This is a genomic window from Synechococcus sp. R65.1, assembly GCF_047461755.1.
Lineage (GTDB): Bacteria > Cyanobacteriota > Cyanobacteriia > Thermostichales > Thermostichaceae > Thermostichus.
This window is the reverse complement of record NZ_JANSHU010000032.1, coordinates 1-14,768: the sequence shown is the minus strand read 5'-3', so window position 1 is coordinate 14,768 and position 14,768 is coordinate 1. Positions and strand designations below refer to the sequence as shown.

General features: G+C 57.8%; 14 protein-coding genes, 1 tRNA gene and 1 pseudogene. 10 read left to right on the top strand and 6 right to left on the bottom strand.

Annotated elements, in window-relative coordinates; all coding sequences use genetic code 11:
* Together NW814_RS10775 and NW814_RS10770 are read right to left on the bottom strand one after the other, a co-directional pair.
* A partial coding sequence (locus NW814_RS10775; protein ID WP_414406293.1) for an amidohydrolase family protein occupies window positions 1–871 on the bottom strand: 871 nt, incomplete at its 3' end.
* Between the two features lie 121 nt (window positions 872–992).
* Window positions 993–1,427, bottom strand: coding sequence for a type IV pilin protein (locus NW814_RS10770; RefSeq protein WP_414406292.1), 435 nt, complete (start codon window positions 1,425–1,427; stop codon window positions 993–995).
* A 501-nt stretch (window positions 1,428–1,928) separates the two neighbouring features.
* Here NW814_RS10770 and NW814_RS10765 point away from each other — a divergent pair.
* From NW814_RS10765 to NW814_RS10730, 8 genes are all read left to right on the top strand, one after another.
* Window positions 1,929–4,031: a molybdopterin oxidoreductase family protein gene (locus NW814_RS10765; protein ID WP_414406291.1), complete on the top strand. Its 2,103-nt coding sequence runs from the start codon at window positions 1,929–1,931 to the stop codon at window positions 4,029–4,031.
* Window positions 4,028–4,501 (top strand): nitrate reductase associated protein, encoded by a 474-nt coding sequence (locus tag NW814_RS10760; RefSeq protein WP_011429093.1) that lies wholly within the window; start codon window positions 4,028–4,030, stop codon window positions 4,499–4,501. The genes NW814_RS10765 and NW814_RS10760 overlap by 4 nt, the downstream gene beginning before the upstream one ends.
* Window positions 4,479–5,642, top strand: a complete 1,164-nt coding sequence (locus NW814_RS10755; RefSeq protein ID WP_011429092.1) for a molybdopterin molybdotransferase MoeA — start codon at window positions 4,479–4,481, stop codon at window positions 5,640–5,642. The genes NW814_RS10760 and NW814_RS10755 overlap by 23 nt, the downstream gene beginning before the upstream one ends.
* A gap of 1 nt (window position 5,643) precedes the next feature.
* On the top strand, window positions 5,644–6,582 hold the full coding sequence (moaA, locus tag NW814_RS10750) for a GTP 3',8-cyclase MoaA (protein ID WP_414406290.1): 939 nt from the start codon (window positions 5,644–5,646) through the stop codon (window positions 6,580–6,582).
* 4 nt (window positions 6,583–6,586) lie between these two features.
* Window positions 6,587–7,681 (top strand): cyclic pyranopterin monophosphate synthase MoaC, encoded by a 1,095-nt coding sequence (gene moaC / locus NW814_RS10745; RefSeq protein WP_011429090.1) that lies wholly within the window; start codon window positions 6,587–6,589, stop codon window positions 7,679–7,681.
* Window positions 7,620–7,919, top strand: a complete 300-nt coding sequence (locus NW814_RS10740) for a MoaD/ThiS family protein (RefSeq protein WP_346426097.1) — start codon at window positions 7,620–7,622, stop codon at window positions 7,917–7,919. The genes moaC and NW814_RS10740 overlap by 62 nt, the downstream gene beginning before the upstream one ends.
* The gene (locus tag NW814_RS10735; protein WP_011429088.1) at window positions 7,920–8,405 is read left to right on the top strand and encodes a molybdopterin synthase catalytic subunit; all 486 of its coding nucleotides are present in this window, start codon (window positions 7,920–7,922) and stop codon (window positions 8,403–8,405) included.
* A 33-nt stretch (window positions 8,406–8,438) separates the two neighbouring features.
* Window positions 8,439–8,513, top strand: a tRNA-Arg gene (locus NW814_RS10730).
* A gap of 44 nt (window positions 8,514–8,557) precedes the next feature.
* Here the strand turns inward: NW814_RS10730 and NW814_RS10725 are convergent.
* Both NW814_RS10725 and NW814_RS10720 read right to left on the bottom strand, forming a co-directional pair.
* The gene (locus tag NW814_RS10725) at window positions 8,558–10,063 is read right to left on the bottom strand and encodes a YcjF family protein (RefSeq protein WP_414406289.1); all 1,506 of its coding nucleotides are present in this window, start codon (window positions 10,061–10,063) and stop codon (window positions 8,558–8,560) included.
* Window positions 10,064–10,164: 101 nt separating this feature from the next.
* On the bottom strand, window positions 10,165–10,338 hold the full coding sequence (locus NW814_RS10720) for a hypothetical protein (protein ID WP_414406288.1): 174 nt from the start codon (window positions 10,336–10,338) through the stop codon (window positions 10,165–10,167).
* Between the two features lie 163 nt (window positions 10,339–10,501).
* On the opposite strand from NW814_RS10720, the gene NW814_RS10715 reads away from it, so the two are divergent.
* Complete coding sequence (locus NW814_RS10715; protein WP_414406287.1) at window positions 10,502–12,235, top strand: phospholipase D-like domain-containing protein; 1,734 nt, start codon at window positions 10,502–10,504, stop codon at window positions 12,233–12,235.
* Between the two features lie 33 nt (window positions 12,236–12,268).
* Window positions 12,269–13,150, top strand: a complete 882-nt coding sequence (locus NW814_RS10710; RefSeq protein ID WP_414406286.1) for an arginase family protein — start codon at window positions 12,269–12,271, stop codon at window positions 13,148–13,150.
* A 121-nt stretch (window positions 13,151–13,271) separates the two neighbouring features.
* Here the strand turns inward: NW814_RS10710 and NW814_RS10705 are convergent, their stop codons facing one another.
* Complete coding sequence (locus NW814_RS10705; protein WP_414406285.1) at window positions 13,272–13,898, bottom strand: GerMN domain-containing protein; 627 nt, start codon at window positions 13,896–13,898, stop codon at window positions 13,272–13,274.
* Window positions 13,899–14,151: 253 nt separating this feature from the next.
* Window positions 14,152–14,768, bottom strand: a pseudogene (locus tag NW814_RS10700) (hypothetical protein); the annotation flags it as partial.

Here is a 14,768-nt window from a genome sequence, read left to right as displayed (position 1 = left end):
CCCCCCCCCCCCCCCCCTCATTTTCTACAGCCCCTTGGCGGCACGCCCCAGGTCTGCCTGTCTCGGCGGCTCGGAGATGGGTATAAGTGACAGGTTGGGGGGTAACCTCAGCGCTGACCCAAGCTGGCTTGTGCTGGCGCAGCAGCTCCACCTCCAGGCCAGTGGAGAGGTGCAAAATGTGCAGGCGGTGGCGGTAGCGGGTGGCCAAGTCTAGAGCTCGGCGCGAGGCAATCAAGGCTGCTTCTTCGTCCTGAATGAGGGAGTGAACCGCCACATCCGTACGTCCGGCAAAAAGAGCTCGGCGGGCCTGAATCCGCGCGTGATCCTCAGCGTGGACAGCAATGACCAGGTTGGGATCCGTTTCGGCAAAGATCCTCTCTAGGGCAGCCTGATCGTCCACCAGTAGCGGACCATGCATGGATCCCATGAAGATCTTGATGCCGCAGGCTCCTTGCACCCGCTGCAGCTCCTTTAAGTTATCGGCAGTGGCTCCAATGAAAAAGCCGTAGTTGACGACGCACTTGCTGGCAGCCCGCGCCAATTTGTCCTCTAGCGCTCTCTGGTCAATTGTCGGCGGATCTGTATTGGGCATCTCCAAAAAGCTAGTGACCCCACCGCGAGCGCAAGCCCAGGATCCCGTCTGCAGGTCTTCTTTGTGCTCGCGGCCTGGCTCGCGAAAGTGAACCTGGGGATCGATCACCCCCGGCATCAGGGTATGGCCCTTGGCCTCGATGACCCTAGCCACCCCTTCTGTGGAGAGATGTTGGCCAATCTGGGCAATCCGCCCCTCCTGCACCAGCACATCTCCCACCCAGGGATCCCCTTCCGGTACCACCAGCTCGGCATTGCGGATCAGCAGGCTACTGGCCAAAGCTCCGCTTCCCCTTTCACAGGCGCTTTCAAGATAACACCTGTCGAGCAGGTTAAGAACCGGCCAATCGATGGAACAGCTAGTCGGCAGCTCAAGCTCAAGTTGCCCGAGTCTTGTCTTCCTAGCGATAGAGGTTGCAAGAGCTGCGCAGGTCGTAGCCAGAGGCCAAAACCTCTTGCTGGCGATCCCCTAAGCCAAGGTCGCAGCGCAGGAGATCCCCACTAACAGTTGTATGTGTGTGAGACTCAGTCATCCAACGAACGCCGCTTGAGCTGGCAGTGGGAGGAACAACTTCAAGAAGACGATAGTTGGGGGCTTGCCAAGGATCTTGCAAATAGCGATCCCTGTGGATCCCGCCAAATTCAATATCGGCGTAGGCAGGAGGATAAACCATGAAGTCCATTCGGAAAACTTCTGAAGCACCGCCGATAGCTGCTAGAGCTGTCTGGGCTTCTGCAACTCTGGAACGGCGAATGTGGTTAAGAAAATTGGGAATGCTAATAGCAGAGAGAATGCCGACAATTACGATTACCGCCAGCAGCTTGATCAAGGTCATGACGTGCGGAGCTTTAGTTGCTCGACGGCAGAGCATTAGATAGGCTTTATGAAGAGAAAGTCAGCTCATAGCAGCGTCTGCTTCCCCTTTGGAGCGTCAGTATCCAAGTGCAAACGACTCGGGGGCCTTTCTCCCCTATGCAGCTTGATCTCAGGTTGCCCTTTACAGACCTAAAACTTTCCTCGCCTCGTCTGGCAGGACGGAGCCTTTAGGAGCACTCCTTGCCTGTTTCTCCCTTGCTTTGCCTAGAGACCTAACCGCAGTTGGCAGGAGGTGGCTATGCTGCTCAAGCATTCCTCCTATGATGTTTCCGCATAGTGAGGAGCAAAAAGTAACGCAAGCTACAAAAGTTCCAGGTCAATGTCTCTAGGCTGGGGCGTTGGAACTTGTGAGAACCGCGGCAAGGACAGCTAGATAAGCAGGCCTTAGGCCCAACACCCCTAGCTTCTTTCCCTACGGCCGCCTTGCCCACACCAAGCCAAGTAACAACAGAGGGGGAACATGGATAACGTACGCAGCCTTTGTCCCTACTGTGGGGTTGGTTGTGGCCTAGAAATTCTGGCCGACGGCACAAAAATTCGCGGCGATCGAGCTCATCCGTCCAGCCAGGGCATGGTTTGCGTTAAGGGTGCGACTCTCCTGGAAACCCTCGATTGCAATCGGGCTACGGTGCCTCTCTATCGCCCTAGCCTCAGCGAGGATTTCCAGCCGGTGAGCTGGGATCAAGCGCTGGATTTAATTGTCGAGCGCATTCGCCAGACCTCTCCCGAAAGGATTGCCATCTACGGCTCAGGGCAGTTGCTAACCGAAGATTACTACATTGCCCAAAAGCTACTTAAGGGGTGTCTAGGAAGCAATAACTTCGACAGCAATTCCCGCCTCTGCATGTCTTCTGCCGTAGAGGGCTACAGCCAGAGTCTCGGCTCGGACGGCCCCCCCTGTAGCTACACGGATCTCGATAGCTGCGAGCTGGCTTTTTTGATCGGCACCAATACCGCTGAATGCCACCCAATTCTGTTCAATCGCTTGCGCAAGCGCCACAAAAGCGACCCAAGCCTAAAGATTGTTGTGGTGGATCCCCGTCGTACGCAGACGGCTGAGGAGGCCGATTTGTATCTGAGGATTACTCCAGGTAGCGATATTGACTTGCTCAATGGCATTGCTCACCTACTCATTCAGTGGGGCGCCATCAACCATGACTTCATTGCCCAGCACACCGAAGGCTTTGAAGCCTATGCTGCCCTGGTTGCCGACTACACCCCTGAGCAAGTAGCCAGCCGCTGTGGCCTAGAAGTTGAGGAGGTACTTGCTGTTGCGCGACTGTGGCAGCAGTCGCAGAAAACGCTTTCCATGTGGTCGATGGGGCTTAACCAGTCCAGCGAAGGCACGGCCAAGGTGACCAGCCTCATCAATCTCCATTTGCTCACCGGCCAGATAGGGTTTGCAGGGGCAGGGCCCTTTTCGCTAACAGGTCAGCCCAATGCTATGGGCGGTCGAGAAGCGGGCGGCTTGGCACATCTATTGCCCGGCTACCGCAAGGTTACGAATCCAGAGGATCGGGCAGCAGTGGAGCAGCACTGGCAGCTTGGCCCAATTAACCCTGAACCTGGCCTTGATGCGCTGGGGATGATCCGTGCCCTCGAAGCCGATGCCCTCGATATTTTCTGGATTGCCGCCACCAATCCCCTGGTGAGCCTGCCTGATCTACGTCGGGTAGAAGCAGCTCTGGCGCGGTCGCCCTTTACGATTGTCCAAGACGCCTACTTCCCCACCGAAAGCACTGCCTATGCCCATCTGGTACTCCCTGCTGCCCAGTGGGGCGAAAAGACAGGCACCATGACCAATTCGGAGCGCCGCGTTACCCTCTGTCCAGCTTGGCGTAACCCTCCTGGTGAAGCGCGGGCTGATTGGGAAATTTGGGCGGAAGTAGGCCGCCGCCTGGGCTTTGCCAAGGCATTTGACTTTGCCGATAGCGCTGAGGTCTTTGCCGAATATGTGGGTCTAACTGCCGGGCGTCTCTGCGATCAGTCTGGCCTCAGCCATGAGCTCCTGCGCCAGGGGCCTCAGCAATGGCCATATCCGCGCACAGGTTCAGTGGAGACCCGCAACCTCTATACCGATCGCGCCAGCGGGACGGAGTCCTTTCACCGTTTCCCAACGCCCACAGGTCGTGCCCGCTTTATCCCCAGCCATTCCCGCGGCCTTGCCGAGCCGCCCGACCCTGAATATCCCTACATCCTCACCACAGGACGTCTCTATGGCCATTGGCACACCCAAACCCGCACTGGACATGTCGCCAAAATCCGAGCAATGCACCCCCAACCCTTTCTCGAAATCCATCCCCGCGATGCCAGCAAGGTAGGGCTAACTGAGGGTGACTGGGTGAGGATTGAATCACGGCGCGGCAAGGCTACCCTGCCGGTTAAAATTACCTGCGCCATCAGCCCTGGCACAGTGTTCATGCCCATGCACTGGGGGGCATTGTGGGGCAATGATACAAGCTGTAACGCTCTCACCCACCCGGTTGCCTGCCCCAGCTCAAAGCAACCTGAACTCAAAGCCTGTGCCGTCAAGCTTAGTCGCATCGAGCTGCCACCAAAATGATCTTTAAGTTTGAGCAAGACTTTGCCGACAGCCTTCGCTGCATTCCCATGATCGTGCGCTTAAAGCTCGATCAGTGCGGCATCAAGCTCAAGTTACATCAGTGGCTGCGTTTTAGTTACCAGCAGCGCCAAAGTTTGGTTGACCTGCCAACGGATACCGCTGACAACCGAGCTGCCTACCGCGCCTACCTAATTCACCTTATCGAAAGTGTCTGCCAAGAGCAGGCCGCTGAGGTAACTGTTGATCCAAACCCTGCCTGGGAAGACGCTACCACCATCCCTGACTGCGTTCTTGAGCAGGCGGCAGCCAAGGGGGTCGTGCTGACTCTTGAGCTATGGCAAAAGCTGACCCCGTTGCAGCGCTTTGCCCTCATTAAGCTCAGTCGCCCTGGCCACGAAAACCGCAATTTCCTACCCGCCTTTCAGGAATTTTCCGCACCCCACACCTATGGTCACTGTCCAGGAAGCTGAAGCCATTATTAAAGACCACTGGCTGCCAGCCAAAACCGAGTCGATCCCGATTGCAAGCTGTGTGGGCCGGGTTTTGGCAGAGCCGATCTACGCCGATCGGGACTACCCGCCAATTAACCGGGTCCTGATGGACGGTATCGCCATCAACTATGCCGCTTATGCTGCTGGGCAGCGAAGCTTTGCTGTTGCAGGCATAGCCCCTGCGGGGACAAGCCCTGCCACCCTGCCCGATCCGCAGCAGTGCTTGGAAGTGATGACTGGCTGTGCCCTGCCGCTGGGTAGTGATCTCGTCATTCCCTACGAGCAAATTCGTATCGAGGGAGGAATTGCCACCATCACCCAGGAAGTCGAACGCAACAGGGGTGATTTTGTTCATCCCCAAGGTAGCGATTGTTCTGCAGGAGCGCTGGTTCTCCGCCCCGGCATTACCCTCAAGAGCATCCACGTCGGGATCTTGGCCTCCTTTGGCTACAGCCGCATCCAAGTTGAGAGGACTCCTCGCATCAAAGTTGTGGCAACTGGCAGCGAATTGATTCCCATTGAGCAGACCCCTGCACCCTACCAACTGCGGCGCTCCAACGCTGAGGCCCTCCGAGCGGCTCTTCTTGCCTACGGGTATACCGAGGTTGAGACCGATCACCTTCCGGACGATCCTGCTGCCATTGCCACCCACTACCAAGCCAATACCCCAAACTACGACCTCTTGATTTACTCTGGGGGTGTTTCAAGGGGAAAGTGTGACTACTTGCCGGCCATCTGGCAAAGCTGTGGTGTTACTGCCTACATCCACGGCGTGGCGCAAAAGCCAGGCAAGCCAATGTGGTTTGGCATCGACCATCAGGCCAATACTATAGTTTGGGGCCTCCCAGGCAACCCCATCTCAGCTCTTGTATGTTTGCATCGTTATCTCCTCAACCGTAACACTGACTCTGGGCACCTAAGTGAAGTCATTACCTTCAAACCCAATCTCACTCTTTTTGTGCCCGTTAAGATGAGCGCCAACCGAGTCTTTACACCGATTATGCCTAACAACTCCGGAGACTTCATCGCTCTAACAGACAGCGATGGCTTTGTAGAGTTACCCCCGGCTCAAACTATCCTCAGCCCCGAGCAAAGCATCCAATTCTATCCGTGGTACTAAGATGCAGCTAGTGGATCAATGGAATCGTCGCATTCGCAAGCTAAGGGTTTCTCTAACCGATCAATGCAACCTTCGCTGCCGCTACTGCATGCCTTTGCATCCAGAATTTCTGGACAAAAGTAGCTACTTAACTCCGCAGCAATACAAAGAAGTTATTGGCGAGTTGCTGGACTATGGCATTGAAGAAGTTCGCATTACAGGTGGTGAGCCTCTGGTTCGGCAAGACTTTGATGAAGTCATTCAGGAACTTGCCAAGCTGAAGATCCCGTCCCTCAGCCTAACAACCAATGGCCTGCTGCTCCACCGCTACTGGGACGTTCTCAAGGCTGCCAACGTTCTCAACCTTAATGTTAGCCTCGATAGCCTACAGCCCTCCACCCAAGCTGCAATTGCCCGTCGCGACTGCCTGGCGGATATTCTCCGTAATATCCAGGAGGGTATTGCCCGGGGATTTAGCCTCAAAGTCAATACGGTTGTAATGCGGGGGATCAACGATTGCGAGCTATTTGATTTCGTTGAGTTTGCCCGCAAGACAGGCGTGACAGTTCGCTTTCTGGAGCTGATGCGGGTCGGCTATGCCAACTCTCTCTATGAAGAACACTACGTTTCAGCACAAGAGTGCATTGCCCGTCTGCAAGAACGCTATACTCTAACCCCCCTTCCAGCGGCACCTGATTCGACAGCGTTTTACTTTACAATCGACGAGAATGTTAAAGTTGGATTTATTGCCTCTGAGTCTCAGCCCTTCTGCAGCAGCTGTTCCCGGTGGCGCTTGACAGCTGATGGTCGTCTCTTTGCCTGCCTATTTAGTGAGGAGGGTCTCTCGGTTCGAGACAAAACACCAGGCCAACGTCAGCAAATTTACCAGCAGCTTTTGGGGATGAAACCACTGCGCCGGGTTGAGCAGGTCTCACACCCAATGTACGGCTTAGGGGGCTAGCTCTATGGACAAAGCTGATCGTACATGGGCCCATCTTAATGCTCAAGGCCATCCGCATATGGTAGATATTAGCCACAAATCGGTGTCTTTGCGAACGGCCACAGCACGGGCAAGAGTTCAACTGCCACCTGCTCTCAGATCCTATGTTGTTGGCCAAGATATCCACCTGAAAAAAGGACCGGTATTTCAGACAGCAACCATTGCCGGCACAATGGCTGTTAAAAGAACTGACCAACTGATCCCCTTTTGTCATCAGATCCCTGTTGAAGACTGCACCTTTGATATCACAATTGATGATCACTTGCTTGTAACCATCCACTGCACTGTCAAGACCAGCGCTAAGACAGGGGTTGAAATGGAAGCTCTCTGTGGTGCGGCAACAGCAGCGCTGACAATCTATGACATGTGCAAGTCGGTGTCGCCCCATATCTGCATCCAGGAGACCCGCCTAGTAACTAAGTCCGGCGGCAAAAACGCCCTCCTGGAACGTCCCCTCTATGGCTTGGTGCTCACAGGGGGACGTAGCAAGCGCATGGGTCGCGATAAAGCGCTGCTGAACCCTTTTGGCAAACCCCACGCCGCCTATCTCTATGAACTGCTGCAGCCCTACTGCCAGCAGGTTTACTTGTCAGCGCGTGCCGGTCAGTGGTCGGGCACAGCTCTAGAGCTCTTGCCCACACTACCAGATCTAGTAGAAAGCGTTGGCCCGATCAGTGGCCTATTGACTGCCTTGAATACTCATCCTGAAGCTAACTGGTTGGTTGTTGCCTGTGATCTACTGAACCTTCGGTCAGAAACAATCCAAAAGCTGCTGGATCACTACCAAGCCGAAACAATCGCAACTTGCTATGTTAACCCCGAGCGCGGCTTCCCGGAAGCTCTTTGCGCCATCTATACTCCTCAAGCTGCAGCGGTACTCGAAAGGGCTTACGCGGAAGGGGTGTACTGCCCTGTGGAAATCCTCAGCAGGCAGCCCTGCACCCTAGTTACCCCCAACCATGAGGTCGAGCTCATGAACGTCAATACCGCCGAGGAGTATGCCACTTTCCAATCAGTTTGGGGTAGTTGCAGCCATGGTAACTCAATCTGTCCTAAGTAAGACCGTAACAATTCAATATGTAGCAGTGCTGCGGGAACAGGCTCAGCGGAGCAGCGAAGTACTGCAAACCAGTGCAGCAAACTACCTAGAGCTCTATCAGCAGCTGCAAGCAAAGTATGGATTTTCGCTAGCAGCGGAGGACGTTAAGGTTGCTGTCAATCATGAGTTCTGTGACTTGACTAGGCCGATAGATGAAGGTGCCTTGGTAGTTTTCATTCCACCAGTTTGTGGGGGCTAAATGCTGCGTTTTCTAATTGTGGATAGCACCATCCAGCCAGCTGAACTCAGTCGTTTGCTCGTCAATAACACAGCGGGTGCCTTAGTAACCTTCGAGGGCTGGGTACGCAACCACAGCCAGGGCAAACCTGTTCTCAGCTTGGAGTACGAAGTCTACGAGATCCTTGCCCAGAAGGAGGGCGAGAAGATCCTCCGAGAAGCCCACGCCAAGTTTGGCCTCTGCGGTGCTGTTGCCTGTCACCGCCAGGGTCATCTTGCAATTGGTGATATTGCGGTTTGGGTTGGTGCTACAGCTGAACATCGCGGCGCCGCTTTTGCTGGAGCACGTTACATCATTGATGCAATCAAGGAGCGCTTGCCCATTTGGAAAAAAGAGTACTACTGGGGTGAGCCGCCGCGTTGGGTTTTGTGTCAGAAAGCAAAGCCTTTGTTCCAGCAATTCCATAAGAACGCTATTGCTCGGCAGCCTTGCGGCGATACCCCCTAGCCTCTCTGCTAGTATCAGTGAGGTACCTGACCTGGGGCTGTAGCTCAGCCTGGATAGAGCAAGCGCCTCCTAAGCGCTAGGTCGGCGGTTCAAATCCGCCCAGTCCCGTCAGCCCTGCTGGTTTCCTAGCGGGTTCTTGGAAAAGTCTTCGGCTAGCTGCTGGAGCTGGAGGGGGCCTGGCGAGCTAACTGTCTGAGGAAAGCCAGGGGATGGCCGTTCTGGAGCTGCTGCCTCAGCCGCTCTTGCAGGAGCTCCTCCTGCCAGGGATCCCCTGACTGCAGCCACTCCAGGTAGCTGAGCCCTGCCACCCGCGTCAGATAGGCTCCGCTAGCTGCCTGCAGAGGGATCCCCATGAGCATCCAGGGGCTGGCTTTGAGGGCAGAGCTGAAGGCATGGGTAGCTAGCTCCAGTCCGCCCAGTTGCACAATCATTTGGGCCAACCGGTGAGCAATTGCCTGAGCCTGCTGCAGGGTAATGCGGCGATCGAAGACCTGGTGCAGCTCTCCAATCATGCGGGCCTGAATGGCCACCCCCGCCAGGACATCCAAGGCAGGGAGGGGGGTTACCGCCAGAGCCGCAGCTGTTGCCCACTGCATCCGCTCCACGATCTGGCGGCCCCGTTGGCAGCGCTCTTCCCGCAGGGCTTGCTGGGCAGCCTCGCTCAAGGTTCGGGTTTGCAGGAGGGCGTTGGCTAGGCGCAGATGGGATCCCTTTTGCTGCAGTAGGCGGGCCATCTGCTGGATGAGGGCGGCGGTATCAGGGGGCTGGGGCTCCCAGGTCTCCTGACGGGATCCGTCCGGGAAGCAGTAGCGGACTTTCAAGGGCTCGGGGTCAGCGGCAATGGCCACCACCTGCTCAGGAGGGATGACACCGGCAGTGCGGCGGCGCAGGTGGGTTAGGACGGTCTCCACATCTTCCGGCAGCATTTGATCCGTCTTGTTGAGGGCTAGGATAGTGGCTTTCCCCAACCGAGCCAACTCCAGCAGCTCCGCGTATTCCGAAGCCAGCAGATCCCCGGCCACCACCACAATCAACAGATCCGCTTTCTGGGCGAGGGCGCGGGCCTCTGCTTCGCCGGCACCGCCGATGGTCAATAGCCCAGGGGTATCGGTGAGGTAAATGGGGCTGTTCCAACCTTCCAGTTGATAGGTGTGAATGGAGCCCTGCTGGGTGGTGCCCAGAGTGGGGGCAGTTTCCCCAACCGGCCGCCCCAGCAGAGCGTTGATGAGAGAGGTTTTGCCAGCAGAAGCCGTGCCAAACACCACTAGGTGCAATGCCTCCTCAGCCAGCCGCCGATCGATCTCCTGTTTCTTGGCTTGCAGGGCACGGCGGCTGATGTCGTTTTGCAACTTCTGGATAAGGGAATCGACATCCTGCAGATCTGCCTGCACCTGAGCCCGCGTCAACTTAACCCGCCGCCGCGGCTTGGCCCCTGGGGGGGGTTCCTTTTGTCCTCGGCAAACCTGCTGCCACCAGTGGCGCACCACCAGCCCCGTAGTCACCGTTCCTCCCAGAATGCCGGCCACGGTCAGGTCGGCCAGCGGTTCCGAGTAGGAGGCGATAGAGCTGTGGATGCCGCCAACCCACTGCAGGTACTGGCTCAAGGCCACCAGGCCCAGCCCTGTTAATAACCACAGCCAAGTGGAGCGCGACAACACTATGCCAACTCCCCGTCTGCCCAAATGTTTCCCTATCTCCCCCCAGCCGCTTCTTGAGCAGGGAGCGTGCTGTAGCTGAGCATACAGTCAATTGCTCTCAGCTAATTCAGGCCAGGGATCCCTGCCAAGACGCTCAAGACCCCTGGTGGCTCCGACGGCGCTGGCAAGAACTTACCCCCGCGGTAATCCAATAGCTGCGCCAGCAACAAATAGCCCACCCCCAAAGCAATGGCCAGAACTCCCGTAATAATAGCTACCCACTTGGGCCGTTCCACGCCGGGCCTCCTCAATCAACCGCTAGACTTATCTTATTGCCCCAAAGCTCTGGCGATGACGTAGATGAGGCCGTTGACGGCTCGAATGTAGGACGGGGCTTTATGCCCAGTTTTTCGGCAAAGTTCGGTATTCTGAAGGGGGTTGCTGCAAGGGGAAAAGGGGATGAGCTGGATCCCATCTTGGTGGCGGCAACTGCGCCGTTGGCTGCCCTGGGCCGCCCTGCTGTTGATCCTGGTAGCAGTTGGCTACTGGGTAGGCCCTCGGCCCTCTCCCCAAGAACCAGAGCTGCCCACCCTGGCCCCTCTGCCGCAGCACCCTCGCATCCGGGTGGCGTTTAACCAAAGCCGCGAGAGCACCTATCGGGATCCCTATCGCCAGATCCACCGCTACGGCTACAACCTGGAGGAGTTGATTATCTCCCAGATTCGTTCTGCTCGGCGGTCGGTGGATGTGGCGGTACAGGAGCTAAACTTGCCCCTCATCGCCCAGGCCCTTGCAGAGCGGCGGCAGGCCGGGATCCCAGTGCGCGTGATTACCGAAAACACCTACGTGCGGGCCTGGCACCGGCTGACCCCTGCCGAAGTGCAGGCGCTGGACGAGCGCAGCCGTCAAAAGTTCGAAGAGTATCGCCGTCTGGTGGATGTAAACCGGGACGGGCGGTTTTCCCCCGAGGAGGTCGCCAGCCGGGACGTGTACGCCTTGCTGGATAGAGGCCAGGTGCCCTGGCTGGACGACACCGCCGACGGCTCCAAGGGCAGCGGCCTGATGCATCACAAGTTTGTAGTTATCGACGGGCAGCGGGTGCTGACTGGCTCAGCCAATTTCACCCTCTCCGATATCCATGGGGATTTCGATGCTCCTGGCAGCGTGGGCAATGCCAACCACCTGCTGCTACTGGATAGCCCCGAGCTGGCCCGCATCTATACGGAGGAGTTCAACCTCATGTGGGGGGACGGGCCGGGAGGGCTGCCCGATAGCCGCTTTGGCGTGCAAAAGCGCAAGCGACCCCTGCAGACGGTGTTGATTGACGATGCCGTCGTGGAGGTGCATTTTTCCCCCGCCAGCCGTTCCCTGCCCTATGAGGCTACTTCTAACGGCATTATTGCGACCACCCTGGCCCAAGCGCAGAAGCGGGTGGATCTGGCTCTGTTTGTCTTTACCGACTCTGGCATTGCCAACCAGCTCCGGCAACTGCACCAGGAGCGCAAGGTGGAGATCCGCGGCCTGTTTGATCCCGGCTTTGCCTTCCGCGACTACAGCCGCACCCTAGAGATGTGGGGGTTGGCGCTTCCAGACGAAAACTGCCGCCTGGATCCGGCCCGCCTGCCCTGGCAGCAGCCCCCCCAAGCCATAGGCATACCCAACCTCGCCCCCGGCGACAAGCTACACCACAAGTTCGCTATTCTCGATCCCGGCACCCCCCAGGCCACGGTGATCACCGGCTCCCACAACTGGTCAGTCTCGGCCAACCACCTCAACGACGAAAACCTCTTGATTATCCGCAATAGGCAGGTGGTGGATCACTTTGTGCGAGAGTTCGAGCGGCTCCTGGCCGAGGCCCGCTTTGGCCCCAGCCGTCGCTTGCGGGAGGAAGTAGAGGAAGCAGCCCGCCGCTGCCCCAACCCCCTTCCGCTTGCCCCTACTTCCCCCACAGTAGAGCCGGAGCTGCTAGAGGCCACCTCGAGGTCCTCCCCTTCGCTAGCTACCCCCAGTCCCCCTCGCGTTAACTTGAACACAGCCACGGCAGCCGAACTGGAGCAGTTGCCTGGCATCGGCCCAGACCTGGCGCAACGGATTATCGAGGCCCGCCCCTTTGCTTCTTTGGAGGATCTGCAGCGCGTTAAGGGCATCGGCCCAGCCAAGATGGAGCAACTGCGGGGTCGAGTAACTTGGTAGGGATCCCCCCTTTGGCAAGCAGAAACGCCGCCTATGGCCCAGTGGTCCCTCCATCCCTGCTCCCAGTCCAGCGCCAGGGTTCTCCTCATTCCCACTGCCTTTGGCCCGGATACCCAAGCTCCGTTGACCATCCTCAATGCAGGCGCAGAACTGTGTGCTTTTGAGCCGCGCTTGGGGATCGATGTGGATCAGCTGGCGGTGGCGCAGTTGCCGGGGCTGATGGATGAGCCACCCTATGGCCTGTGTGAGGCAGCAGTGACCCAGGCCTGGCGACGACAACAGTGGCCGGTCTTGTTGCCTTCGGTTCTAGCAGCCAGTTGGGGGGCCATTCGTGCCCTTTGGAAGCACTACTTGAGTCTCAGTGTGGTGCATTGCAGCGCTCATGCCAACTTCATGCCCCCCATAGAGATGACCCAGCCAGATCAAGATATGAGCTACGGCAACGGCGCTTGGGTAGAGCTGCTCTACCAGCACGGCCTGCCGGTAGTGCACGTGGGGCTGCGCAGCAGCAGTGCCCGCGCCTACGCTTGGCTAAGAGACCACCACAGCCCCATTTTCTGGGCTCAAGAGGCCTGGGATCCGCAGCAGGTCGTCGAGGCTTTGCCGGAGCAGCCAGTGTTTTTGGTGGTGGACTGTAGCGTGCTGGATCCCTCGCTAGCACCAGCAGTGCACCACCCAGAGCCAGGGGGGCTGAGCTGGTTTCGGTTGTTACAAACTTGTGAGGCCATCTTCGCTGCTCGTCCTGTGGTCGGCGTTTCCCTGGGAGGGGTGGCGGTAAGCTCGGCAACGCGACCAACTGCCCGCATTGCAGCTCGTCTTCTCAATTGGCTGCTGGCCTGTTACGGCCTCTACTCCCTGAAGCTGGATCCCAACCCCGCTAGTCTCGAGCGGCTGGAAAATGAGTCTGGCCTATGAAGTCTTTCGCAGGTGTTCTTCCGGAGTTGGGGTCTACCAGCAGCACCTTTTGGCCCAGCTTCACCGTTGGTTGGCCAAGGGCGGACGCTGGAGACAGCTTCACTCCAGAGAGCATGGCTGCTTAAGAGGCCGATGCGGCTGACGGCTCTGCCTTGGATTCTGCCGGAAGCGGGAAACTGGGCAAGAACGAGGCCCGCGTCAAGGGTTGGTCAAGAATCAGCCCTTCTCCCCCTAGCACTTCGAGGGCCTGTCCCTCCACGGAGATCCAAACCCGTGCATTAGGGTTTTGGCTAGTAACCGTGTAGAGTACCTGGGCAATCCGACCCATCATTGCGGTGGATCCCCCCCCTTGCGTAAATTCGGGGGAGAAGTTCAAAAAAATATCGTCGCCTTCCACCCGTACATCCAGCACCCGCGTCTGGGGAGGAATAGCGGTGGTGAGGCGGGGATCCTTGGGTCCAGCGATCAACTCCTCTAGAGCCCTACGAATGGCCTCTTGGGCATCAAAGGCGCGAAGAGAGCGCTCCTGCTGCACGTAGTGGATAGAGTTGTCAACCGTGGTCAGCCAATACAGGGAAAAAGTTTGCCGCGGCCCCCTGCTGTACCACCAGGCTCCTCCCACAAGCCCCAATCCCACCAAGAAGCCAAGCACTCCCACCTGCAAGGCCTGGCCACGCGGTCGGCGGGGGCGTTGCTCCCCCTCCCTGAGGAAGCCGAGTTGGGCAGGCCGCCCTTCGTAGTGGCTCATTGCTGCCAATCTCTTTGCTTTACTAGCTCTAGGGTAGCGGAGAAAAGCTCTCTCTGCCGGGAGACAAGCCTAAGAGAAGCTCAATTGACGTTCTACCCAGCCCTAGAGGGGGATCCTTTCCCAGCTTGCTCTCTCAAGAGCAAGGGGCGGCTACCGTCAGCTCGAGCCGGGGGAGATCCCTCTGGGGGGTAGTAGCCGGTTGCGGAAGCAGGAAGAAAGAAAAGTCCGCTCTAGAAAAGTGGCACGGCAGGGCCTACGCCGCCTTTTCTCTGGTCAACCTCAACCAACGCACAAGCCGTCGCAGCTCTACCAGCAGCACACCAGCTACACCCGTCAGGATCCAGCCCAGCCACTCGGCTGCCGTGCCCAGGTAGCGCACCTTCACGCGATGCTCTCCCGGGGGAATCCGTACCTGCAACAGCCCCGACCCGTCGTGTTCGGCAGCCCTAAACTGTCCATCAATTTGAACCCGCCAAGCGGGGTAGTAAAACGTGCGCAAGACTACGGGCTGCTCTTGAGTCGTGGGATTGATGGCGCGAAAGCGGCGATAGCCATAGCGCCACTCTTCCACCTGTAGCTGCGCGGCCGGATCCTCCAGCTCGCCTTGCCACTGGAGCAGCGGATCCACCTGCGGGGGCGGCATGGGCCGCGTGGCCTGGCGGGGCCGGTATTCCTGCGCATCCACCAGCGCCAGCCCATCGAGAAAGCGCCAGTGCAGGTGCAAGAAAGCAATGCCGGGCCTCTCTTGGGGCTCCTTAGGAAACTGCTTAGCTGTAGCCAGCTCTTGAAAAGTTTGAACAAGCTGTGGATCAAAGCTGGCCTTGGACAAGAGTTGAAAGCCCTGCCAAGTTTGCACCCCCATAGCTAGTC